The organism is Agrobacterium sp. lyk4-40-TYG-31, from assembly GCF_030209855.1.
Classification (GTDB): Bacteria; Pseudomonadota; Alphaproteobacteria; order Rhizobiales; family Rhizobiaceae; genus Agrobacterium; species Agrobacterium vaccinii.
On record NZ_JARVRE010000008.1, the window covers coordinates 111,564 to 132,838 of the forward strand.

21 protein-coding genes are annotated in these 21,275 nt (G+C 57.7%); 11 read left to right on the forward strand and 10 right to left on the reverse strand.

Annotated elements, in window-relative coordinates; genetic code table 11:
* Window positions 1-2: 2 nt before the first annotated feature.
* Window positions 3-971: an acetyltransferase domain-containing protein gene (locus QRN55_RS16300; RefSeq protein WP_284777499.1), complete on the reverse strand. Its 969-nt coding sequence runs from the start codon at window positions 969-971 to the stop codon at window positions 3-5.
* 74 nt (window positions 972-1,045) lie between these two features.
* Window positions 1,046-1,732 carry a DUF599 domain-containing protein gene (locus QRN55_RS16305; RefSeq protein WP_111838261.1) on the reverse strand — a complete coding sequence of 229 codons (687 nt, stop codon included), beginning with the start codon at window positions 1,730-1,732 and terminating at the stop codon, window positions 1,046-1,048.
* Between the two features lie 516 nt (window positions 1,733-2,248).
* On the opposite strand from QRN55_RS16305, the gene cobU reads away from it, so the two are divergent.
* Window positions 2,249-2,773: a bifunctional adenosylcobinamide kinase/adenosylcobinamide-phosphate guanylyltransferase gene (gene cobU / locus QRN55_RS16310; RefSeq protein WP_284777500.1), complete on the forward strand. Its 525-nt coding sequence runs from the start codon at window positions 2,249-2,251 to the stop codon at window positions 2,771-2,773.
* 104 nt (window positions 2,774-2,877) lie between these two features.
* Entirely contained in the window at window positions 2,878-3,387 is a 510-nt protein-coding gene (locus QRN55_RS16315; RefSeq protein WP_284777501.1) for a GNAT family N-acetyltransferase, read from the forward strand.
* On the opposite strand, the gene QRN55_RS16320 is transcribed toward QRN55_RS16315, so the two are convergent.
* Window positions 3,369-3,797 carry a DUF1294 domain-containing protein gene (locus QRN55_RS16320; RefSeq protein ID WP_502871338.1) on the reverse strand — a complete coding sequence of 143 codons (429 nt, stop codon included), beginning with the start codon at window positions 3,795-3,797 and terminating at the stop codon, window positions 3,369-3,371. The genes QRN55_RS16315 and QRN55_RS16320 overlap by 19 nt on opposite strands.
* A 56-nt stretch (window positions 3,798-3,853) precedes the next feature.
* Between QRN55_RS16320 and gatB the strand changes: the two genes are divergently transcribed.
* The 5 genes from gatB (at window position 3,854) to QRN55_RS16345 (ending at window position 7,610) form a co-directional block, all read left to right on the forward strand.
* On the forward strand, window positions 3,854-5,356 hold the full coding sequence (gene gatB, locus QRN55_RS16325) for an Asp-tRNA(Asn)/Glu-tRNA(Gln) amidotransferase subunit GatB (RefSeq protein ID WP_284777502.1): 1,503 nt from the start codon (window positions 3,854-3,856) through the stop codon (window positions 5,354-5,356).
* 213 nt (window positions 5,357-5,569) lie between these two features.
* The gene (locus QRN55_RS16330) at window positions 5,570-6,067 is read left to right on the forward strand and encodes a GNAT family N-acetyltransferase (RefSeq protein ID WP_284777503.1); all 498 of its coding nucleotides are present in this window, start codon (window positions 5,570-5,572) and stop codon (window positions 6,065-6,067) included.
* A 5-nt stretch (window positions 6,068-6,072) separates the two neighbouring features.
* A complete protein-coding gene (locus tag QRN55_RS16335) occupies window positions 6,073-6,537 on the forward strand; it encodes a GNAT family N-acetyltransferase (RefSeq protein ID WP_502871339.1) in 465 nt (154 codons plus the stop codon).
* A gap of 109 nt (window positions 6,538-6,646) precedes the next feature.
* Window positions 6,647-7,045, forward strand: a complete 399-nt coding sequence (locus tag QRN55_RS16340; RefSeq protein ID WP_112499905.1) for an NADH:ubiquinone oxidoreductase subunit NDUFA12 — start codon at window positions 6,647-6,649, stop codon at window positions 7,043-7,045.
* A 127-nt stretch (window positions 7,046-7,172) separates the two neighbouring features.
* The gene (locus QRN55_RS16345) at window positions 7,173-7,610 is read left to right on the forward strand and encodes a DUF2155 domain-containing protein (RefSeq protein WP_284777505.1); all 438 of its coding nucleotides are present in this window, start codon (window positions 7,173-7,175) and stop codon (window positions 7,608-7,610) included.
* 182 nt (window positions 7,611-7,792) lie between these two features.
* Here QRN55_RS16345 and aat read toward each other — a convergent pair whose 3' ends face one another.
* The 7 genes from aat to QRN55_RS16380 form a co-directional block, all read right to left on the reverse strand.
* Window positions 7,793-8,404 (reverse strand): leucyl/phenylalanyl-tRNA--protein transferase, encoded by a 612-nt coding sequence (gene aat / locus QRN55_RS16350; protein WP_111838268.1) that lies wholly within the window; start codon window positions 8,402-8,404, stop codon window positions 7,793-7,795.
* 3 nt (window positions 8,405-8,407) lie between these two features.
* On the reverse strand, window positions 8,408-9,751 hold the full coding sequence (gene accC, locus QRN55_RS16355) for an acetyl-CoA carboxylase biotin carboxylase subunit (RefSeq protein ID WP_111838269.1): 1,344 nt from the start codon (window positions 9,749-9,751) through the stop codon (window positions 8,408-8,410).
* Between the two features lie 11 nt (window positions 9,752-9,762).
* Complete coding sequence (gene accB / locus QRN55_RS16360; protein ID WP_111838270.1) at window positions 9,763-10,245, reverse strand: acetyl-CoA carboxylase biotin carboxyl carrier protein; 483 nt, start codon at window positions 10,243-10,245, stop codon at window positions 9,763-9,765.
* 28 nt (window positions 10,246-10,273) lie between these two features.
* Window positions 10,274-10,711, reverse strand: coding sequence for a type II 3-dehydroquinate dehydratase (gene aroQ, locus QRN55_RS16365; RefSeq protein ID WP_284777506.1), 438 nt, complete (start codon window positions 10,709-10,711; stop codon window positions 10,274-10,276).
* Between the two features lie 200 nt (window positions 10,712-10,911).
* The gene (locus QRN55_RS16370; RefSeq protein WP_233123398.1) at window positions 10,912-12,039 is read right to left on the reverse strand and encodes an S-(hydroxymethyl)glutathione dehydrogenase/class III alcohol dehydrogenase; all 1,128 of its coding nucleotides are present in this window, start codon (window positions 12,037-12,039) and stop codon (window positions 10,912-10,914) included.
* Between the two features lie 85 nt (window positions 12,040-12,124).
* A complete protein-coding gene (locus QRN55_RS16375; RefSeq protein ID WP_284777566.1) occupies window positions 12,125-13,024 on the reverse strand; it encodes a DMT family transporter in 900 nt (299 codons plus the stop codon).
* A gap of 169 nt (window positions 13,025-13,193) precedes the next feature.
* Window positions 13,194-14,381, reverse strand: a complete 1,188-nt coding sequence (locus QRN55_RS16380) for a flagellar biosynthetic protein FliO (protein WP_284777507.1) — start codon at window positions 14,379-14,381, stop codon at window positions 13,194-13,196.
* A gap of 358 nt (window positions 14,382-14,739) precedes the next feature.
* Here QRN55_RS16380 and cckA point away from each other — a divergent pair, with 358 nt between their 5' ends.
* The 4 genes from cckA to clpA all read left to right on the forward strand — a co-directional run bounded on the left by cckA (window position 14,740) and on the right by clpA (window position 21,206).
* Entirely contained in the window at window positions 14,740-17,340 is a 2,601-nt protein-coding gene (gene cckA, locus QRN55_RS16385) for a cell cycle histidine kinase CckA (RefSeq protein WP_284777508.1), read from the forward strand.
* Window positions 17,341-17,436: 96 nt separating this feature from the next.
* The gene (locus QRN55_RS16390) at window positions 17,437-18,153 is read left to right on the forward strand and encodes a helix-turn-helix transcriptional regulator (RefSeq protein WP_284777509.1); all 717 of its coding nucleotides are present in this window, start codon (window positions 17,437-17,439) and stop codon (window positions 18,151-18,153) included.
* Between the two features lie 187 nt (window positions 18,154-18,340).
* A complete protein-coding gene (clpS, locus tag QRN55_RS16395) occupies window positions 18,341-18,694 on the forward strand; it encodes an ATP-dependent Clp protease adapter ClpS (RefSeq protein ID WP_111838275.1) in 354 nt (117 codons plus the stop codon).
* 10 nt (window positions 18,695-18,704) lie between these two features.
* Window positions 18,705-21,206: an ATP-dependent Clp protease ATP-binding subunit ClpA gene (gene clpA, locus QRN55_RS16400; protein ID WP_284777510.1), complete on the forward strand. Its 2,502-nt coding sequence runs from the start codon at window positions 18,705-18,707 to the stop codon at window positions 21,204-21,206.
* Window positions 21,207-21,275: the final 69 nt, after the last annotated feature.

Sequence of the window (21,275 nt, forward strand, 5' to 3'; positions counted from 1 at the left end):
CCTTATTGACTCTGGTTCGAGCATTGCGCGGCGATTTCGCCAATCTTCGACTGCTGCTCAGGCTGGAGACTGTTGGCCATCATAGGGTCGAACAGGCTTTCGGCCTGAAGCTTTTCCAGCGTACATCCACAGAAGCTCTGGCATAGTTCCAGCCCGTTCTGCTGCCGCATGCAGCTAGCCTCACAACTCTTCTTATAGGCTTCGACCTGATCGACCGGCGGTGGCGGGGCGATGAGGGATGCCAGATAGACGATGCCGATCAGGATCGGCTGGTGGACGATGTAAAACAGCAGGCTATGACGCCCAAAGAAGGCGAGGACGTTCTTGCGTCCACTTGGCTTTCTGAAACGGTCCAGCCAGCCACGTGGCGTGACGAATTGCGAAACGGCAAGTCCCAGTAGAAATGGTGCGAGGAACGGCAGGACCGGAACATAGTCGTTGGACCGGGGAGGGACAGTCGAAAGGCCGATCCATGACAGCCATATGGGGTTGAAGCTATCCGAGCTGAGATAACGGGGTGCCAGCAGCGCGAGGGCTGCGAAGATCAGCGTCACGACAAACGGAAGCCGCAAAAACAGCAAGCCAATCAGACTGGCGGCTGCGATATTGTGCAATATGCCGAAGAATATCCAGCCATCCGGCACGGCAAAATAGGTCGCGACGGAAATCAGAAGAGCGGCACCTGCCACCATCGCAAAACGTTTGCCGAAGGATGGCCAGTGAACGCCGCGCCTGTGGGCAAGGTAAAGGCTGAAACCGGCAAGAAACAGGAAAGAACTCGCGATTGCGCGGGCGTAAAGCCGCCACCACCCTTGGGTCGCCGTGCCCGGATCGAGATATCCGAACATCTCCAGATCCCAGGTAAAATGGTAGCTCGCCATGGCAATCAGCGCAAAGCCGCGCAGCGTATCGAGCGCGCCGATCCGGCCCTTTGTCTTGGGTTCGATGGCCGCTACAGGGACTTCACTCATCAATTCCGTCCTTTGCAACGGTTACAAACTGCTGGCAGCGCTTCGCCTGTGAAGTGCGTCGTTTTCATGGCATTTCACAGGTCGTCCATGATCGCGCGGCGCGCTTCCGAGAAGAACTGCCTGCGCAACAACGCCACCATGATGATGATGGTCGACGCCATGAAGACGTAAGGACTGATGAACCAGCCGAGATAACCGATGGAGAAGAAAATGGTTCTCAGGCCATCGTTGAAATTCTTCGCGGCGATGATGTTCATGCGAATGACGTTTTCGGCAGCATGTTCGGCGGCCTGCCGGTTCTCGTTTGCTTGGTGCATCATCGGCATCCCGCCGAAGAGAATGGTGCAGTAATTGAACAGACGGTAGGACCAGCCGAATTTGAAGAAGGCATAGCCAAACAGGCAGGTGAGGCCGATGACCTTCATTTCAAAGGCGGTGCGACCCGCATAGTGAACAAACGGCATGTCCCGAAACACCGATTCGACCTGATCCGTCGCGCCTAAAAGTGCAAAGCATCCGCCGATGGCGAAAATCGACGTTGACGCGAAAAAAGCCGTTCCGTTCTGTAGGCCCGCCATGATCTGGGTGTCGATCATTTTCAGATCGCGGGTCAGAGAATTGTAAATCCACTGACGGCGGCGTTCGGCCATGGCCAGGTTGAGGCTGGTGCGACCGAATGCCGACTTCGACGTTGTGATGAGCGTATAGGACGTCCACAGCACCAGAAAGACAATCAACGCTAGATAATCGACGGTCGTCATGATCACAGTCTATCCTTTTGGTCACGCCCGAATCTCCCGCGCTATATTGATGCGATTTGAATGCATGGCAATCTGGATGAAAACTCATCCCTTCGTTCTTTTCCTGTTTGCGCTAACCATCCGGTAACGAACTACCGTTATTGGTGTTCGTGCACGCCGGATTTGTTTTGCGTACCGGTGTGCCATTCCCCGTTGTTTACGGCGGATTCCAATACCGCGTTTGCGCTCTGGCGTAGCGCGGTTTTTGCTTTGCGGCATTTGACAATTTTCCTGACTGAACCTACTTTATCAAGACGATCCGGCGCTTTTGTATCGAGCGGGTTTGCTGACATGTCTTGCACAATGCGGGCGGGCAAACAGGTTCCGATCCTCTACCGGGTGAGCATTGCATGATTGACCGGGAGAACGCCTCCATATCTACGAATCGTTCTCTTTTCATGCCGAATGCCCCCCGGCTTTTGCTTCAACCCGCAATGGCCGCCGGATCGTTTTATCATCCCATCCATATTATGTTCCATGTCTAACGCCGCGCACTCTGTGCTGGTGCTGGGCGGTGCGCGCTCCGGCAAATCGGCCTTTGCCGAGAAACTCGTTCTCTCTGGCAGTGGGACCGCGCATTACATCGCGACCGGTCGCGCCTGGGACGATGAGATGAAAGACCGCATTTCCCACCACCGCGACCGCCGCGGTGACATGTGGACGACGCATGAAGAGCCTCTTGCGCTGACCGAAATGTTGCGGCAGTTGGACCAGCCGGAGAACATCATTCTTGTCGATTGCCTGACGCTTTGGGTGACGAACCTGATGATGGAGGAGGGGCGTGATGTCGAATTGGCCTTTGCCCCTCTGGTTACGCATGCTGGTACTGCTCGGGCGCGGATTGTGTTCGTGTCCAACGAGGTTGGGCTTGGGATCGTGCCGGAGAACCGGATGGCCCGGGAGTTTCGCGACCATGCAGGGCGGTTGCATCAGCAGATCGCAGCTGTGGCTGGGGAGGTCTATTTTATTGCGGCAGGGCTGCCTTTGAGGATGAAGGGGTAGGAAGGACGCTGATACATCGCGCTACATTATGTAGCGGAATGTGCGGTCAGACCCAGTCATCGAACCCACACAACTCCGAATCATCCCCAAAACAGAGAAACCGCGTGATCCATATTCGCCCTGCGAGAGAGACGGATGCAGCAGTGCTGGCGGCCATTGGGTTGCGGGCTTGGGCGGAGGCGACTGCGGTGATTGGTGTGACGGAAGCGTTGCGGGAAAATGCGCGGTATGCTTTCGAGAATTTCACCCATGCATCATGGGCCGCGATCACGGTGGCCGAGGCAGGCGGGGGCATTGTCGGCTGGGCAGCGCGGGAGCATTTTGACGATACGATTTCCGATTTCTGGGTCGATCCACCGCACCAGCGTCAGGGTGTCGGCGCGGCGCTTCTGGTCGAGATCGAGCGGCAGATCGTGGCGCGCAATTTCCCCTCGGCAAAGCTGGAAAGCCACGCCCAGAACGAACGTGCCGTCCAGTTTTTCCGCAAGCACGGCTACTGCGTCAGCTGGTTTTCCATGAAATACTCCACCCGGCTCGATCGGGACGTGCAATCCATCGGCCTCGAAAAGCAGTTCGTCCACATCAGCGATGACAGTTACGGCTTCGATTTTTGAACCGCCTTCTCAGCCGCGATAAACAACCTCTCGGGCCATTGCGGCATGATGACGAGCGAAAGTGCGACGCCGACATGAAGGATTGCGATGGACAGTAGAATGCTGCGGAACGGTTCCTTGCGCGTCTTGTGGCGCAGCAGGCGTTGCGCCAAGATCGCCCCAGCCGTGCCGCCCAGAAAGGCCAGCCACAACAGCGTGCTTTCGCGCACGCGCCATTCGCCATTTCGCGCCGCTTCCTTATCCCACCAGAAGACCAGGAAAACGAAGAGGTTAAATGCAATATAAGTGCCGAGGAGCAAACCGAGAATCATCATGTGCGCGATTAAACCTTGAATTGTAAAAAAAATGGTATTCTCTCGCCTCGAAATCTCATGCCGATGATGCCTTTGGCGCGACAAGCCTTGCGCCAAGGTGCCAATTGCTCTACCTCACCAAAGACAGACATTCCGTATATTAAGAGCTTGATATGACCCTTGTAGACGTGCGCACACCAGACCCGAAACGCTTCATTCCCGGCGCGACCGGCGATTGGGAAATCGTCATCGGCATGGAGGTTCACGCTCAGGTTCTCTCCAATTCCAAGCTGTTTTCCGGCGCGTCCACCACATTTGGCAATGCGCCGAATTCCAACGTCTCGCTGGTCGATGCCGCCATGCCCGGCATGCTGCCCGTGATCAACGAGGAATGCGTGGCGCAGGCCGTGCGTACCGGTTTGGGCTTGAAGGCACAGATCAACAAGCGCTCGATCTTCGACCGCAAGAACTATTTCTACCCAGACCTTCCGCAGGGCTACCAGATTTCGCAGTTCAAGGACCCCATCGTCGGTGAGGGCCAGATCGTCATTTCGCTCGGGCCGGACCGTCAGGGCAATTTCGAGGATATCGAAATCGGCATCGAGCGTCTGCATCTGGAGCAGGATGCGGGCAAGTCGATGCACGACCAGCACCCGACGATGTCCTATGTGGACCTGAACCGTTCCGGCGTGGCGCTGATGGAAATCGTCTCCAAGCCCGATATGCGCTCGTCTGACGAAGCCAAGGCTTATATGACGAAGCTGCGCTCCATCGTACGCTATCTCGGCACCTGCGATGGCAACATGGACGAAGGCTCCATGCGCGCTGACGTCAATGTCTCCGTGCGCAAGCCGGGCGAGGACTTCGGCACGCGCTGTGAAATCAAGAACGTCAACTCCATCCGCTTCATCGGTCAGGCCATCGAGTACGAGGCCCGTCGCCAGATCGCCATTCTGGAAGATGGCGGCTCCATCGATCAGGAAACGCGTTTGTTCGATCCCGGCAAGGGCGAGACGCGCTCCATGCGCTCCAAGGAAGACGCGCATGATTATCGCTACTTCCCCGACCCGGACCTGCTGCCGCTGGAATTCGACGATGCCTATATCGAGGCTCTGAACAAGGATTTGCCGGAACTGCCCGATGACAAGAAGGCGCGCTTCGTCAGTTCGCTTGGCTTGTCGGTCTACGATGCGTCTATCCTCGTCTCGGAAAAGGCGATTGCCGATTATTACGAGCTCGTCGCCGAGGGGCGCGATGGCAAGATTGCCGCCAACTGGGTCATCAACGATCTGCTCGGCGCGCTGAACAAGGCGAGCAAGGGTATCGAGGAAACACCTGTTTCGGCCGATCAGCTGGGCGGTATCATCGATCTCATCAAGGCCAACACCATTTCCGGCAAGATCGCCAAGGACTTGTTCGAAATTGTTTGGAACGAGGGCGGCAACCCGGCGGAGATCGTGGAAAGCCGTGGCATGAAGCAGGTCACCGACACCGGCGCCATCGAAAAGGCCGTGGACGAGATCATTGCTGCCAACCCGGATCAGGTCGAGAAGGTCAAGGCCAAGCCGACGCTTGCTGGCTGGTTCGTCGGTCAGGTCATGAAGGCCACTGGTGGCAAAGCCAACCCGCAGGCTGTTCAGGAACTGGTCAAGGCGAAGTTGGGTATCGAGGAGTAAGGCCGCTGGCCGGGACCATCTCGGCGAGCAGTTGGAGACCGAAAACATCGCTTCCGTCATCCTCGGGCCTGTCCCGAAGATCTAACGAACCACAACATCAAACGTGGTCAGATCCTCGGGACAAGCCCGAGGATGACGTTGAGTGGAGTGAGAGGTCGAATACGATTAGGCCGGGATTGCTCCCGGCCTTTGCATTCTCAGACGGAGCAAGACGTGTTTTTCATTCGGACAGCCAATGAACGCGATGTCGAGGCCGTGAGGGCACTGCTGGCCCGCACGTGGCACGCCACCTACGATACGCTCTACGGTGCGGAAAAGACCGCAGCACTCATTGCCGACTGGCATTCGCCCGCCGCGATGAAGGAGCGTATCCAGAAAAAGGGTGGCGAGTTTCTGGTGGCGGATGACGGCAAGCGCATTGGCGGCATGGGCTATGCGGCCATGTCGACCAGGATGGTGAAAACGGCGCTGCTGCACCAGCTCTACGTCGATCCGCTGTTTCAGCGTCAGGGCGTCGGTCGCGATATGTTTGCCGAGCTTGAGACTTGCTTTCCCGATGCGGACATCATGCGCCTTGAAGTGGAGCCACGGAACAAAGCCGCGATTTCGTTCTATGAGGGCGTCGGTTTCGTTGAGGTCGATCGCGTCGAGCGCATGGCAGGTGTCGAGGGTTTGCCCGGCATCGTCATGGAGAAAACGCTATCCCGATGAACACCATGGTTGAGAATCTCACCATCCGCTTTGCTCGCGAGGACGACATCCCGGCGCTGGCCGCCATGTTCGCCGCCGATGATATCGGCGGTCACGGCGATACTGCTGATCGATCGGCCATGCCCGATTATCTCGCGGCGTTTCATGCCATCGAGGAATCCTCCAACGAGACGCTTTATGTCGCCGAACTGGACGGCGAGGTCGTCGGCACGTTTCAGACGGTGATTCTGACCAAGCTGGTCGGGCGCGGCGCGACGTCGATGAAGATCGAAGCGGTGCAGACGCGAGCGGATATGCGCGGTCGCGGCATCGGCGCGATCATGATCCGCCACTGCATCGAGGATGCGAGAGAGCGCGGCGTCAAGAACGTCCAGTTGATATCTAACAAGGCACGGGTGGATGCGCACCGCTTTTATCAACGGCTCGGCTTCCAGCAGCGCCATCTCGGCTTCAGCATGACGCTGAAATAGCGTTCGCAGCACGGGAAATACTGGACAATTGGCCCGTGGAGCGGCATAAGCTTTTGCTGTGCAGCGCACATCACGTCGTCGCGGTGCACTCAAGCCTGAGGAATGGATAATGAAGACTCTCCTGACGCAAATCTTCACTTGGTGGAACGGCCAGACAATCGGAACGCGCTTTCACACATGGCGTTTCGGCAAGAAGGTCGGCACGGACGAGTTGGGCAATACCTATTACGAAGGCGGCACCACATCATGGGGCATGCCACGTCGCTGGGTCATCTACAACGGCTACGCCGAAGCCTCTGCGATCACGCCCGGCTGGCATGGCTGGATGCATTATCGCACCGACGTTCCGCCGAGCCAGGAAAACTATGCCGCTCGCGAATGGGAAAAGCCGCATGTGCCAAACCTGACCGGCACATCGAAGGCCTACCGCCCGCAGGGTTCTCTGGCCGTTGCTGGCGAACGTCCACGCGTGACTGGCGACTACGACGCCTGGACGCCCGGCAACTGATCGCGGTGCGGGTCCGCTGTGATGTGCGCTCTTCGCATTGAAACGCCACCCGCTTTCGCCACATTCCGCCTGTAGGCGTTGAGCCCGCGCCCGATGGTGCGGGAAATCTTTCTGGAGACGGTTCGACATGGGAAAATTCACGCGGGAAACCTCTTTGCGTGCACTGGCTGTTTCATTGTTGACGCTCGTGCCCATGACCGCCGTGTTCAACCCAGCCTCCGCCGCCCGAATTGAAAACCGCGTCGCCGTCTTTTCCGGCATCGACAAGATCACCGGTCGTATCACGTCGTTTGATGTCTATTTGAACGAAACCGTCCAGTTCGGCGCGCTTCAGGTCACCCCGAAGGTCTGCTATTCGCGAGACGATACCGAAGCGCAGAAGATCGATGCCTTCATCGAGGTCGATGAAATCACTCTCGACCGCAAGATCAAGCGCATCTTCACAGGCTGGATGTTCGCCGACAGCCCAGGCCTCAACGCCGTCGAGCATCCGATCTATGACGTCTGGCTGACCGGCTGCAAGCAGGAATCGGATGTGCCTGCACCGTCTACTGCCAGCAAGTAACTCTATGTTTCCCCTCATTCCTGTGCTCGTCACAGGAATCTAGCTAGCCCAAGTCCTTGGGCTATGGGAGTCTTCCATCGCGCAGACGCGCGATGACTGGATTCCTATGACAATCACAGGAATGAGGGAAGCTGAGGTTCTTGCCGGGAACCGTGCCTGATTCTGGCGTCTTCTTGAATTCGCTAAAAATCCACGTTCTCAACTTCGACAGCCCGCTCCAGCATCTTTGCATACTCCGCCTTCGGCACATCGATGGCGCCAAAAGTCTTGAGATGTTCGGTGGTGAATTGCGTGTCGAGGAGTGTGAAGCCTTTGTTGCGCAGATGCTCGACCAGATGGACGAGGCAAATCTTCGAGGCATTGGTGCGTCGGGAGAACATGCTCTCGCCGAAGAAGGCTGAGCCCAAGGATACACCGTAAAGACCACCGACAAGTTCGTCGCCTTCCCATGCTTCGACGCTGTGGGCGTGGCCAATTTCGTGGAGTTCGACATAGAGCTTGCGGATCGTCTGATTGATCCATGTGCTGGGACGATCCGGCGCTTCTGCGGCGCAACCCGCCATCACGCCTTCGAAATTCGTGTCTAAGCGGATGTCAAAGGGGCATTTGCGGATAGCCTTGGCAAGGCTCTTGGAAACGTGGAAATCATTAAGCGGGATGATGCCCCGCATTTCCGGCTCGACCCAGAAGAGTTCTGGATCGTCAGCCGAATCGGCCATGGGGAACAGGCCGATGGAGTAGGCGCGCAGCAGAATATCGACATCGATGTCGTTGTTTCTGCCGCGCCGTCCCATGTCTTACTTCGCGTCACCGGCCAGATATTTTTCCAGCCAGTGAATGTCGTAATCGCCTTTCAGAATATCTTCGTTTTGCAGAAGGTCCTGAAACAGCGGCAGGGTGGTCTTGATACCGTCTACCACGAATTCGTCGAGCGCGCGGCGAAGGCGGCGAATGCATTCGTCACGGTTGCGACCATGTACGATGAGCTTGCCGATCATGCTGTCGTAATATGGCGGTATCTTGTAGCCCTGATAGGCACCGGAATCGACGCGAACGCCGAGACCGCCGGGTGTGTGGAAGTAGGTCAATGTGCCAGGAGATGGCACGAAGGTGCGCGGATCTTCGGCGTTGATGCGGCATTCGATGGCATGGCCACTGAATGTCACCTGATCCTGTGTTACGGAAAGGCCCTGACCGGAGGCGACGCGAATCTGCTCCTGCACGAGGTCCATGCCGGTGATAGCTTCCGTAACCGGATGCTCCACCTGAAGACGGGTGTTCATTTCGATGAAATAAAACTCGCCATTTTCGTACAGGAATTCGATCGTACCGGCGCCACGATACTTCAGCTTGCGCATGGCATCGGCGCAAATCTCGCCGATCTTCATGCGCTGCTCAACGGTGAGTGCTGGTGAGTTGGCCTCTTCCAGAACCTTCTGGTGACGGCGCTGCAACGAGCAATCGCGTTCACCCAAATGGATGGCCTTGCCTTCACCATCGCCGAACACCTGCACTTCGATGTGCCGTGGCTTGCCGAGGTATTTTTCCATGTAGACGGCGTCATTGCCGAAAGCGGCAAGCGCTTCGGAGCGGGCCGTGGAAACAGCTTCCTCGACTTCCGATTCGTCCTTGGCGACCTTCATGCCGCGTCCACCGCCGCCAGCGGTTGCCTTGATGAGAACAGGGAAGCCGATCTTGCGAGCGATCTCCAGCGCGTTCTCAGGCTTCACTTCGCCGTCAGAGCCGGGAACGACGGGAATGCCGAGTTCCTGCGCGGTCTGCTTGGCGGTGATCTTGTCACCCATGATGCGGATGTGATCTGCGGTCGGCCCGATGAAGGTAATGCCGTGCGCGTCGAGAATATCGGCGAACTTGGCGTTTTCAGAAAGGAAGCCGTAGCCGGGGTGAACGGCATCCGCACCGGTGATTTCGCAGGCAGCAACGATCTGGTGGATGTTGAGGTAGCTATCACGCGATGGTGGCGGTCCGATGCAAACGCTCTCATCGGCGAGGCGCACATGCATGGCATCCGCGTCAGCCGTGGAGTGGACGGCAACCGTTGGAATGCCGAGTTCCTTGGCGGCGCGCAACACGCGAAGGGCGATTTCGCCGCGATTGGCGATAAGGATCTTGGATACCATGAAATCAGCCCTTATTCGATGACCACGAGGGCTTCACCATACTCGACTGGCTGCGAGTCGTTGACGATGATTTCCGTGACCTTACCCGACTTCGGTGCAGGAATCTGGTTCATGGTCTTCATGGCTTCAACGATCAGAAGCGTCTGGCCTTCCTTGACGGTGGCGCCGACTTCAACGAAAGGACGCGCGCCGGGGGCGGACGACAGGTAAGCCGTGCCGACCATGGGCGATGTCACGGTGTTGGCCGGGTTGCGGGCAGGTGCGGCTGGCGCGGCATTGCCGGGCGCAACTGCGGGTGCGGCAGCAGGGGCTGCGGCGGGAGCAGGGGCATACTGCGCAGGTGCGGTTGCGTAAACAGGTGCGGGCGCGGCGCGCGAAACGCGGATGCGCAAATCGTCCTGCTCGACCTCGATCTCGGAAAGGTCGGTGTCGTTGAGAATGTTCGCGAGGTCGCGGATCAGTTCCTTGTCGATACCGTTTTTCTTTTCAGACATGACAAACCCTATTTCTGATTGTTTCTTTTTATGCCGTGAGATTTTTCAAGGCGTTGAGCGCCATGATGTAGCCATAAGGCCCGAAGCCGCAAATCATTCCCTTTGCAGCGGGCGCTATCATCGATTTATGGCGGAATTCCTCACGTGCGTGGATGTTGGAGATGTGAACTTCCACCACGGGCACGGAGATGGCTCTGATCGCATCATGCATGGCAATGGACGTATGGCCATAAGCACCGGGATTGATGACGACGCCGACGGCGCGTTCTCCAGCCTCATGCAGCAGATCGACGAGCGCGCCCTCGTGGTTGGACTGGTGGCACTCGACTGCAAAGCCCAGCTCTTCGCCAGCCTTGATGCAATCGTTCTCGATGTCTTTCAGCGTCTTGCCGCCATAAATGCCCGGCTCACGTTTTCCCAACATGTTGAGATTAGGTCCGTTGAGGACGAAGATCGTGTTGCTCATTTGTCGTTCCGCTAAAAAATCAGCGCCACCTATAGACCGCGCGACCGCGAAGGAAAAGCCCCGAAGCGCGTAAAGCGCTGGTTGTCCTTAATCTTCTGGCGTTTATGGGGTGTTTTGAAGTGGATGACGCAATGCACTGCGTTGTGACCGACACGGCAACGCCCTTCGACCGTCAAGGCCAAAGGGCGTTGGTTGATCGATCAATAGACGACGACGCCGCGAATGCTTTCGCCGGAATGCATCATTTCGAAGCCCTTGTTGATGTCTTCGAGCGGCATGGTGTGGGTGATCATCGGGTCGATCTGGATTTTGCCTTCCATGTACCAGTCGACGATCTTCGGCACATCCGTGCGACCGCGCGCGCCGCCAAAGGCGGTGCCCATCCATGTGCGGCCTGTGACGAGCTGGAAGGGACGCGTGGAAATCTCCTGACCAGCACCGGCCACCCCGATGACGACGGACTTGCCCCAGCCGCGATGCGAGGATTCCAGTGCTTGCCGCATGACTTTGGTATTGCCGGTGCAATCGAATGTGTAATCCGCGCCGCCGATCTGGTCTGCACCACGCTTCGTCAGATTGACGAGGTAAGGCACGATATCGTCGCCCGCATCCTTCGGATTGACGAAGTGCGTCATGCCGAAGCGCTCGCCCCATGCCTTCTTGTCATTGTTGAGATCGACACCTATGATCATGTCGGCGCCAGCGATCTTCAGGCCCTGAATGACGTTGAGACCGATACCGCCCAGACCGAACACGATCGCCGTGGAGCCGATTTCGACCTTGGCGGTGTTGATGACGGCGCCGATACCGGTGGTGACGCCGCAACCGATGTAGCAGACCTTGTCGAATGGAGCGTCCGGGTTGATTTTAGCGACCGCGATTTCCGGCAGAACCGTGTAATTCGCGAAGGTCGAGCAGCCCATATAGTGGTGGATTTTGTCTTTGCCGATGGAAAAGCGGCTGGTTCCGTCAGGCATGACGCCCTGGCCCTGGGTGGAGCGGATGGCGGTGCAGAGATTGGTTTTGCGCGACAGGCAGGACGGGCATTCGCGGCACTCGGGCGTGTAGAGCGGAATGACGTGGTCGCCCTTCTTGACCGAGGTGACGCCGGGGCCGACATCGACCACGATGCCTGCACCTTCATGACCGAGAATCGCCGGAAACAGGCCTTCTGGGTCAGCGCCCGAAAGCGTGAAATCGTCCGTGTGGCAAAGGCCGGTCGCCTTGACCTCGATCAAGACCTCGCCGGCGCGCGGGCCTTCAAGCTGTACCGTCATGATTTCGAGGGGCTTGCCTGCCTGAACAGCGACTGCGGCGCGAACGTCCATTTTCGTCTCCTGATATTATTCGTTTTATTCGAAAAGACTTTTGCCCGACCTCGGCGACAGGAACAAGGGCGGTGGGCGACATTCGTCACACTTCTGCGACATCCACGATGGTTGGCCTTGCGGCGCGCCGCTCTCTCCAGATGATGAACAGGCCTGACGCGACGATGATGAAAATGCCCACCCATTTCGACGCCGTGGGGAAATCGGCGAACAGCACATAGCCCAACACCGTTGCCGAAATGATCTCGAAATATTGAAAGGGTGCCAGAAGCGATACCGGCGCGAGACGGAAGGCCTTGACGACGAGGAGGTGCATGTAGCCGGAGATGGAGCCGAGCAACACCAGAAGCACGAGGCCATGGCCCCAACCGGGCAACGACATTTCGAAATTCACATCGCCAAACCCGTGGCCGATCAAAAGAGCCACGCCCATGAAAACCGTACCGGCGATACCCGCCATCGTTTGCATAACCAGCGGGCTATCGGCATCGCCCATTGCGCGGTTGAGGAAGAGGTAGAGTGTAAAGAGGAAGGCGCAGGCAACGGGTAGCAGCGAGGTCCAACCGAAAACCTCGAAGCTTGGCTGAATGACGATCATCGCGCCGATGAAACCGACGGCAATGGCGCTCCAGCGCATCCAGCCGACTTTTTCGCCCAGAAACAGCGCGGACATCATGGTCAGCAGGAAGGGTTCGACGAAATAGATGGCGAAGACATCGGCCAGCGGCATGTATTTGACCGCAGCGAAAAAGGCGAGGCTGGCGGCGGCATGCAACACTCCGCGCAACAGGTTGAGCCATGGCCGTTTGGCAGAAAGCAGCGCGCGGGGCGACATGATGAGCAGCAAGGGCAGGGTACAGACGAGCTGGAAGAAGAAACGATAGAACGTTACCTGCGCCGGTGACATGCCTTCGCTGGTGGCCATATATTTGGCAATGGCGTCCATGACTGGCAGCACGATCATGCATGCCGCCATGATGAGCATGCCTTTAAGCGCCGCAGAACCAGTTGCCGAATAGTTCACGTGATCACCCTTTGTTCCCCGTCGCGATCTTGATCAGAGTCGCGAGAGGATGGCAACCGACATCACATATGGAAAGGCCCGCCGAGAGGCGGGCCGAATGCGTAAGCGATCCATGAGTAAGAAGATGCCGTTACTTGTCGCGAGTAACGGCCATTTCACCGAAGATGCGGGCCATTTCCTTCTGAACATCGCTATCGGCAGCGCCATCCGATACGGGCGGCGAGACGGTCTGCTGCGGTTCTGTCGGCCATGTCGGCTCGATATTGATTTTGGGTCTGATGTCGGAGGTGATATCGGGCGTGGCAGCGGCGTTCTTGGCAATTTCGGCCTCGAGGAAGCTCTCGAAATCGCTGGTCAGCTGATCGCCGAAGACGGGACCGTCGTCGCCTGGTGCCAGCGGCTCTGGTTTGGCAATCGAGGCTGTGGCTGCGATGGGGGCGGCAGTGGTGAATGTGGGAAGGACGCGCTCGCGGGCGGCATCCAGAAAGTCTCCCGCATTGTTCTGGTCGATGACCGGCTCTCTGGAAGCGACCGGTTCCGGCGCGATGTCAGGTGCGACCGCAGCGGGCTGCGGTGGAGCGACCGGAGGGTGCTTTACGACTGGCTCGACGGCGAGCGATGCTGCGGTTACGGCTGGTACAATGGGTGCCGTCATTGCAGGTGCGATCGGCTCCTTGGCAACGACACGCGGGGCGGGAGCCACTGGCGGCGCCGGACGCTGAGGAGCGGCGACCGGCTGTGCTGCTGCCACAGGTGGGGCCGGTGGTGTAACTGGCCGAGGTGCTGGCGCTGGCGTGGGAGCAGGCCTTGGGCTTGGCGTTGGTGCGGGTGGTGGCTGGACGGCGGCAGGGGCTGGGCGCAATTCGGGCTGGGGTGCAGGGGCTGCCGCAGGAATGACGGGTGCAGGACGGCTTTCCTCTTCCTTAACGGTGGGAAGGGCACGCGTGCGGCTTGGCGGAATTGCTTTTTCGACTGGTGGCGCTGGCAGCATGTCATCCTGCGGGTCGCGCACGTCCTTCATGAAGGGAATGGCGCCAATGCCGCTTTCAATGACGATATCAGTCGGGCCGCCGATCATGACGAGATGTTCGACATTGTCGCGGCGCACCAGCACCAACCTGCGCCGGGCATCCACCGCTGCGGCATCCAGCACCTGCAAGCGCGGCTGACGGGTCTTGCCACCACGAATGAAAGGCGACGAGCCGCCGCGTCTGCGAATGAGCCACAGGATGATCGCCAGAGCCAGAAGTGCCACGCCGACACCGACAACAGCAACGATGAGGTTGTTGCCGTATGTGCCGATAAAATCTTCCATCATCGAGCCAGTCCCTCTTGCATTTTGTGGGGCAAATGATTGCCTTGTCTGAATTTTTCAAGCCGGTTGAAGCGAAAAGACGATTTTTTTCCGTCAAGTACAAGTTTTTATGCTGCGTACGCCACCAAATTGCGGTGCGTTTCAATCAGCGACAACGTTTTGACGTGGCAAAGGTGCCACGCAGATGGCCATATCGCATCCAAAACCTTGCATTCGCTGTGTATTGGCAAAGGTTTATGGTGATGCGGAGCTTTTTGACATTTCAGCGAATTGCTACAAGGGATAGACAAAAGCGATTCCATCAGGGGCATTTGTGTTCTGATGTGCGAGGATCGGCAAAACTGCAAGGGTTAGAGCCTCCATGACCAAGGTCAGCCAAGCCAGCGACAATGACTTTCCGTTGGTGGACAGGCGCGCCAGATCCGGCACCCTGTTGCGCATCCTGCTGTTGGCCCTCGTCCTCGTGGCTGCCGCTGTCGGTTTCGTCTATTTCAAGGACTCGCTGGAAAACGAAGTCGTACTCGGCATTCTCGGCGTGCTGGCCATGCTCGGCATCTTCTTTCTGGTATCGTCTGCCATCGGTTTCATCGAGGTCATGCCGCAATCGCAATCCGATGGCATGGCGCGCCGGTTTTTATCGTCCCATCCCGATGGCACGCTGATCACCGACCCCAAGGGGCGGCTGGTTTACGCCAATGCCACCTATTGCCAGATGACCGGCGCGACCAAGGCCACAGACATCCAGAGCCTCGAGACGCTGCTGTCGCGGGACCGGGAATCGACGGAAGCGCTCTATCGCCTCATCAACGGCTTGCGTGATGGTAACGACGGTTACGAGGAATTCCGGCTGCTGAAGCCGTTGAGTGCCAATACGTCGCAGGCCGGGCCGCATTGGTACCGGCTCAAAGCCCGGCTGTTGAGGGACACGAGCGACAAATCCCTCCACGTGTTTCAGATTGCCGACATCACCACCGAGCGGGAAGATCAGGAGCGGTTTTTCCGCGAGCTGCAGAATGCAATCGATTATCTCGATCATGCGCCTGCCGGGTTCTTCTCTGCGGGCAAGAAGGGCGAGATCGTTTATCTTAACGCCACGCTGTCCGAATGGCTGGGCATCGATCTGGCGCAGTTTTCGCCCGGTTCGCTGACGGTTTCAGATATCGTCGCGGGTGAGGGTATGGCGCTGATCGAATCCGTTCAGCCGCAGGCTGGATCGAACCGCACCGAAATGCTGGATCTGGATATGCGCCGGGTCAACGGCCAGAGCATGCCAGCCCGTCTCGTCCATCAGGTCACCGGCACGCGCGACGGTGCACCGGGCGAAAGTCGGACCATCGTGCTGATGCGCGCCAAGGGCAAGGCGAACGCCGAGTCGGCCTCGGCCATGCGGTTCACCCGCTTCTTCAACAACACGCCGATGGCCATTGCCTCGCTGGATGGCGATGGCCGAATTCTGCGCACCAATGCGCCGTTCCTGAAACTGTTTTCTGGCGTCGTCGGTCGTGACGATATCGACAATGGCGTGGTGCTGGATGCCGTGCTGCACGACAACGACAAGCCGAAGCTGTTGCAGGCCATCGATGCCGCTAAGGACCGCCAAGGCGATATTCCACCGTTCGATTCCCGCCATCCGACCGATGAGGCGCGGCATTTCCGCTTCTATGTTCACGCCGTGATCGACCAGGACGATGAGGCGCCGGAAGAGGTTGCCATTGTTTACGCCATTGAGGTGACCGAGCAGAAGGCGCTCGAAACGCAGATGGCGCAGACACAGAAGATGAATGCAGTGGGCACGCTGGCTGGCGGCATCGCGCATGACTTCAACAACGTGTTGACCGCCATTCTTCTGTCGTCCGACCATCTGCTGCTCCAGGCGCGGCCTGCCGATGCCAGCTTTGCCGACCTGATGGAAATCAAGCGGAACGCCAACCGCGCTGCCGTTCTCGTGCGCCAGTTGCTGGCGTTCTCGCGCAAGCAGACGATGCGCCCGGCCGTGCTGAACCTGACCGACGTCATCGGCGATCTGCGCATGCTGGTGGACCGGTTGATTTCCGGCACCAATGTCAAGCTGGAGGTGGATTACGGGCGCGATCTGTGGCCTGTGAAAACCGATCTGTCGCAGTTCGAGCAGGTGCTGATCAACCTCTGCGTCAACGCCCGTGATGCGATGCCGGATGGTGGCAAGATCAAGATAATGACCCGCAACATGTCTGCGGAAGAAGTCGTCGCGCTGGGACGTTCGGATATTCCGTCCGAAGACCTCGTGATGATCGAGGTTGCCGATACCGGCACCGGTATTCCGCCGGAGATCATGGACAAGATTTTCGAGCCGTTCTTCACCACCAAGGAAGTGGGCAAGGGCACGGGGCTTGGCCTTTCGATGGTATATGGCATCGTCAAGCAGTCCGGCGGCTACATCTACCCCGATTCGGAAGTGGGCAAGGGCACGGCCTTCCGCATCTTCCTGCCGCGCCACATCATCGAGGTGGTGCATCAGACGGAAGAGGAAATTGCGGCTCGCGGCATCGCCGATGCGGCGGCTGCCAAGGATGCGGCGGCCAAGGAAGAGCTTCTCGACCTGACCGGCAAATCCGCCGTCGTTCTCCTGGTCGAGGACGAAGAGGCGGTGCGCCGTGGTGGCAAGCGCATGCTGGAAACCCGTGGCTACACCGTCCACGAAGCCGGGTCCGGTACAGAGGCGTTGGAAGTTCTGGAAGAGCTGGACGGCAAGGTCGATATCGTTGTCTCCGACGTCGTGATGCCGGAAATGGACGGTCCGTCGCTGCTGCGGGAGCTTCGCAAGACCTATCCCGACATGAAGTTCATCTTCGTATCGGGGTATGCCGAGGATGCATTCGCGAAGAACCTGCCAGCCGACGCCAAGTTCGGTTTCCTGCCCAAGCCATTCTCGCTGAAGCAGTTGGCCGTGGCCGTGCGCGAGATGCTGGATGGCGAAAATTGACAGGCTGCAGCTGCCCGATTAGGCTTTCTGATAGAGCGCCGAACTGACCCATAGGTCGTTCGGCCAATCCCCATCCACCCGGATGGGGTTCTTTTGATGCAGAGGTATGAAATCAGCCAGGACCTTCTCATCAGACTGCAAAAAGCCGACACGATGGACGATGTCGCGCTGTTGCTGACCGAAATTCAGAACATGTTCGGCTTTCGTTATTATTGCGTGTTCGAAACGGCGCGTGTGGAGGAGGAAGAGCCGATATCCTTCCTCTTCCCATCCAACATGCCGGTTGACCTGTTCTACAAGATCGATGAGCGCGTGGCGGCCTTCGCTGAACGGCTTTTCAAGCATCTACCCGGTACTCTGGGTCCAACCCCCTGGGATTTGAGCGAGGATGAAGCCTGTGGCGAGATCGACCCGGATCACGCAGCATTTTATCGTTCCGTTGGTTTCACCGTGGGGATCAGCTTTTCCGCCCTTGGCGTTTCATCCCTGCCGCGCCTGATAGGCTTTGCAGGAGACCGACCACACCCTGATGTGGATGAGGTCGAGCGGATGAGCATGCTGATGTTTCACATGCATATGCGCCTCACCGCGATCGGGCGTGCGCGAACGGAGAAGAGGCAACCTCTTTCCGGTCTTGAAAAGCAGATTCTTTTTCTGGCCGCAGAAGGCGAAAGCTTTGAGATTATCGCTGCAGAAGTGGCTCTCTCCAGCATAACGATAGGCTATCTGATGGAGTCGATTTGCCGGAAGATGGAGGTATCGACCTTCGAACATGCGGTTGCTGTCACGCTGCGGCGCGGCCTGTCGCGATGAGGAGGGCTTGCGCGCGCCATTGCTTCGCGCTTCTCTTCACACTTTCGTCGCCTGTGAACGTATTAGTGATTGCAGTGCGGCAAAGGGGGCTTAAAATCACCATTGGACGACCTAAATATAGGTGAGCGAAATTCTGGCTCGTATCCCAAAAAGACCGGTGCGAGTGCGATCTGGAGAATGAAGTAAGATGATCGCTAAGCCGATCGACATGCAGGGCGACGGTGAAGGGGAAGATGGCGGTGCCAACCGCGGAACGTCTGTTATTACCCGCACCAAACCGAAGACAAAAAAGCCTAATCTCTACCGTGTTCTTTTACTGAACGACGACTATACTCCCATGGAATTCGTCATTCACATTCTGGAGCGTTTTTTCCAGAAGGACAGGGAAGGGGCTACCCGCATCATGTTGCATGTACACCAGCACGGTGTCGGCGAATGCGGGGTATTTACATATGAGGTCGCAGAGACAAAAGTAAGTCAGGTCATGGATTTCGCCCGACAGCACCAGCATCCGCTTCAGTGCGTCATGGAAAAGAAATGAGGATCGCAACGTGCCAACTTTTTCCCCGAGTCTAGAGAAGGCGCTGCATCAGGCACTGACCTTTGCAAATGAGCGTCATCATGAATATGCGACGCTCGAGCATTTGTTGCTGGCGTTGATAGAGGATGCGGATGCGGCAGCCGTAATGGGTGCCTGCAACGTTGATCTGGATGCGCTTCGTAAAACCGTGGTCGATTATGTCGACAACGAACTGTCCAATCTGGTGACGGGTTACGATGAGGATTCCAAACCCACTTCCGGGTTCCAGCGGGTTATCCAGCGTGCCGTCATTCACGTGCAGTCGTCCGGGCGTGAAGAGGTCACCGGCGCCAATGTGCTGGTCGCGATCTTTGCAGAGCGCGAAAGCCACGCCGCCTACTTCCTGCAGGAGCAGGAGATGACGCGCTACGACGCCGTCAACTACATCTCACACGGCATCGGCAAGCGCCCTGGGACCTCTCAGACCCGGTCGCCCCGTGGTGCCGAGGACACCGAGAACGAAGCAAAGCCTGCACGCAACGGTTCCGAAGAGGACAATGCCGCGCCGAAGAAGCAGCCGGATGCACTGAAAGCATACTGCGTGAACCTGAACGACAAGGCGCGTGGTGGCAAAATCGATCCGCTCATTGGTCGTCATGCCGAGGTCAACCGCACCATTCAGATCCTGTGCCGTCGCTCCAAGAACAATCCGCTTTATGTGGGTGATCCAGGCGTTGGCAAGACTGCCATCGCCGAAGGTCTCGCCAAGCGTATCGTTGAGGGCAAGGTGCCTGAAGCGCTGAAGAACGACACGATTTTCTCGCTCGATATGGGCACGCTTCTGGCGGGTACACGTTATCGCGGCGACTTCGAAGAGCGGTTGAAACAGGTCGTCAAGGAACTTGAAGAGTTTCCGGGTGCGGTGCTGTTCATCGATGAAATTCACACCGTAATCGGTGCCGGTGCGACATCGGGCGGCGCAATGGATGCGTCCAACCTGCTGAAGCCTGCGCTTTCATCCGGTGTGATCCGTTGCATCGGCTCGACGACCTACAAGGAATATCGCCAGTTCTTCGAAAAGGATCGCGCGCTCGTTCGTCGCTTCCAGAAGATCGATGTCAACGAGCCGTCCATCGAAGATGCGATCGAGATCATGAAGGGCCTGAAGCCCTATTTCGAAGATTACCATCACCTGCGCTACACCAACGACGCCATCAAGGCGGCTGTCGAGCTTTCGGCCCGCTATATCTCTGACCGTAAGCTGCCAGACAAGGCAATCGACGTGATCGATGAGACCGGTGCCGCGCAGATGCTGTTGCCTGCTTCCAAGCGTCGCAAGCTGATCACCGAAAAGGAGATCGAGGTTACGATTGCCACGATGGCGCGCATTCCGGCCAAGACCGTTTCCAAGGATGACGAGATGGTTCTCGCCAATCTTGAAAAGGAATTGCGCTCGGTCGTTTATGGTCAGGATATCGCGATCGAAGCACTGTCTACCGCAATCAAGCTCGCCCGCGCGGGTCTGCGCGAACCCAACAAGCCCATCGGCTCCTACGTCTTCTCGGGCCCAACGGGCGTGGGCAAGACGGAAGTCGCCAAGCAGCTTGCGGCGTCCCTCGGCGTGGAGATGCTGCGGTTCGATATGTCGGAGTATATGGAGCGTCACACCGTGTCGCGTCTCCTGGGTGCACCTCCCGGCTACGTCGGATTCGACCAGGGTGGACTGCTGACCGATGGTGTCGATCAGCATCCACATTGCGTGGTGTTGCTGGACGAAATCGAGAAGGCGCATCCTGACATCTACAACATCCTGTTGCAGGTCATGGACCATGGCTCTCTGACCGACCACAACGGCAAGAAGATCGACTTCCGCAACGTCATTCTGATCATGACGACCAATGCGGGTGCGTCCGAAATGGCGAAGTCGGCCATCGGCTTCGGCTCGTCCAAGCGTAGCGGTGAGGATGAAGAGGCGCTCAACCGCCTGTTCACGCCGGAATTCCGCAACCGTCTGGATGCGATCATTCCGTTCTCGCCGCTGCCGACTGCAGTTATTCACAAGGTGGTGCAGAAGTTCGTCATGCAGTTGGAAACGCAGCTTTCCGAACGCAACGTCACCTTCGACCTGCATGAGGATGCCATCGCTTGGCTGTCTGAAAAGGGCTACGATGAGAAGATGGGTGCGCGTCCGCTCGGTCGCGTCATTCAGGAACACATCAAGAAGCCGCTGGCCAACGAGATATTGTTCGGCAAGCTCAAGAAAGGCGGCGTTGTTAGCGTCAGCATAGGCAAGAAGGAAGACGGCACGGACGGTTTGAAGCTAGACGTGCTGCCTGAAACAGCACCGGTTAAGCCGAAGCCGGAAGCCGAGTTGAAGGCCGCGAAGTCTCCGGGCAAGGCCAAGAGCAAGGCGAAAGCCGCCAAGGTCGAGAAAGAGGACGAGGTGGTGGCCGCCGACACGGACAAGGCAGCGGAAGAGGCTAAGCCTCGCCGTAAGACCAACACCGTTCCCAAGGTGCCGAAAAAGAAGTAATCGGTACCATAAGACTGACAAGTGCCGGGCTTTATGCCCGGCACTTTATTTTTATCTATACCGGATAAC

Coding starts and splice junctions, on each gene's coding strand:
- QRN55_RS16300 (WP_284777499.1), bottom strand. CDS start 971: ATGAGTGAAGTCCCTGTAGCGGCCATCGAACCCAAGACAAAGGGCCGG.
- cobU (WP_284777500.1), top strand. CDS start 2,249: ATGTCTAACGCCGCGCACTCTGTGCTGGTGCTGGGCGGTGCGCGCTCC.
- accC (WP_111838269.1), bottom strand. CDS start 9,751: ATGGTATCCAAGATCCTTATCGCCAATCGCGGCGAAATCGCCCTTCGC.
- accB (WP_111838270.1), bottom strand. CDS start 10,245: ATGTCTGAAAAGAAAAACGGTATCGACAAGGAACTGATCCGCGACCTC.
- QRN55_RS16335 (WP_502871339.1), top strand. CDS start 6,073: ATGGTTGAGAATCTCACCATCCGCTTTGCTCGCGAGGACGACATCCCG.
- QRN55_RS16380 (WP_284777507.1), bottom strand. CDS start 14,381: ATGATGGAAGATTTTATCGGCACATACGGCAACAACCTCATCGTTGCT.
- QRN55_RS16305 (WP_111838261.1), bottom strand. CDS start 1,732: ATGACGACCGTCGATTATCTAGCGTTGATTGTCTTTCTGGTGCTGTGG.
- QRN55_RS16345 (WP_284777505.1), top strand. CDS start 7,173: ATGGGAAAATTCACGCGGGAAACCTCTTTGCGTGCACTGGCTGTTTCA.
- QRN55_RS16375 (WP_284777566.1), bottom strand. CDS start 13,024: ATGCTCATCATGGCGGCATGCATGATCGTGCTGCCAGTCATGGACGCC.
- QRN55_RS16390 (WP_284777509.1), top strand. CDS start 17,437: ATGCAGAGGTATGAAATCAGCCAGGACCTTCTCATCAGACTGCAAAAA.
- cckA (WP_284777508.1), top strand. CDS start 14,740: ATGACCAAGGTCAGCCAAGCCAGCGACAATGACTTTCCGTTGGTGGAC.
- aat (WP_111838268.1), bottom strand. CDS start 8,404: ATGGGACGGCGCGGCAGAAACAACGACATCGATGTCGATATTCTGCTG.
- clpS (WP_111838275.1), top strand. CDS start 18,341: ATGATCGCTAAGCCGATCGACATGCAGGGCGACGGTGAAGGGGAAGAT.
- QRN55_RS16340 (WP_112499905.1), top strand. CDS start 6,647: ATGAAGACTCTCCTGACGCAAATCTTCACTTGGTGGAACGGCCAGACA.
- aroQ (WP_284777506.1), bottom strand. CDS start 10,711: ATGAGCAACACGATCTTCGTCCTCAACGGACCTAATCTCAACATGTTG.
- gatB (WP_284777502.1), top strand. CDS start 3,854: ATGACCCTTGTAGACGTGCGCACACCAGACCCGAAACGCTTCATTCCC.
- QRN55_RS16370 (WP_233123398.1), bottom strand. CDS start 12,039: ATGGACGTTCGCGCCGCAGTCGCTGTTCAGGCAGGCAAGCCCCTCGAA.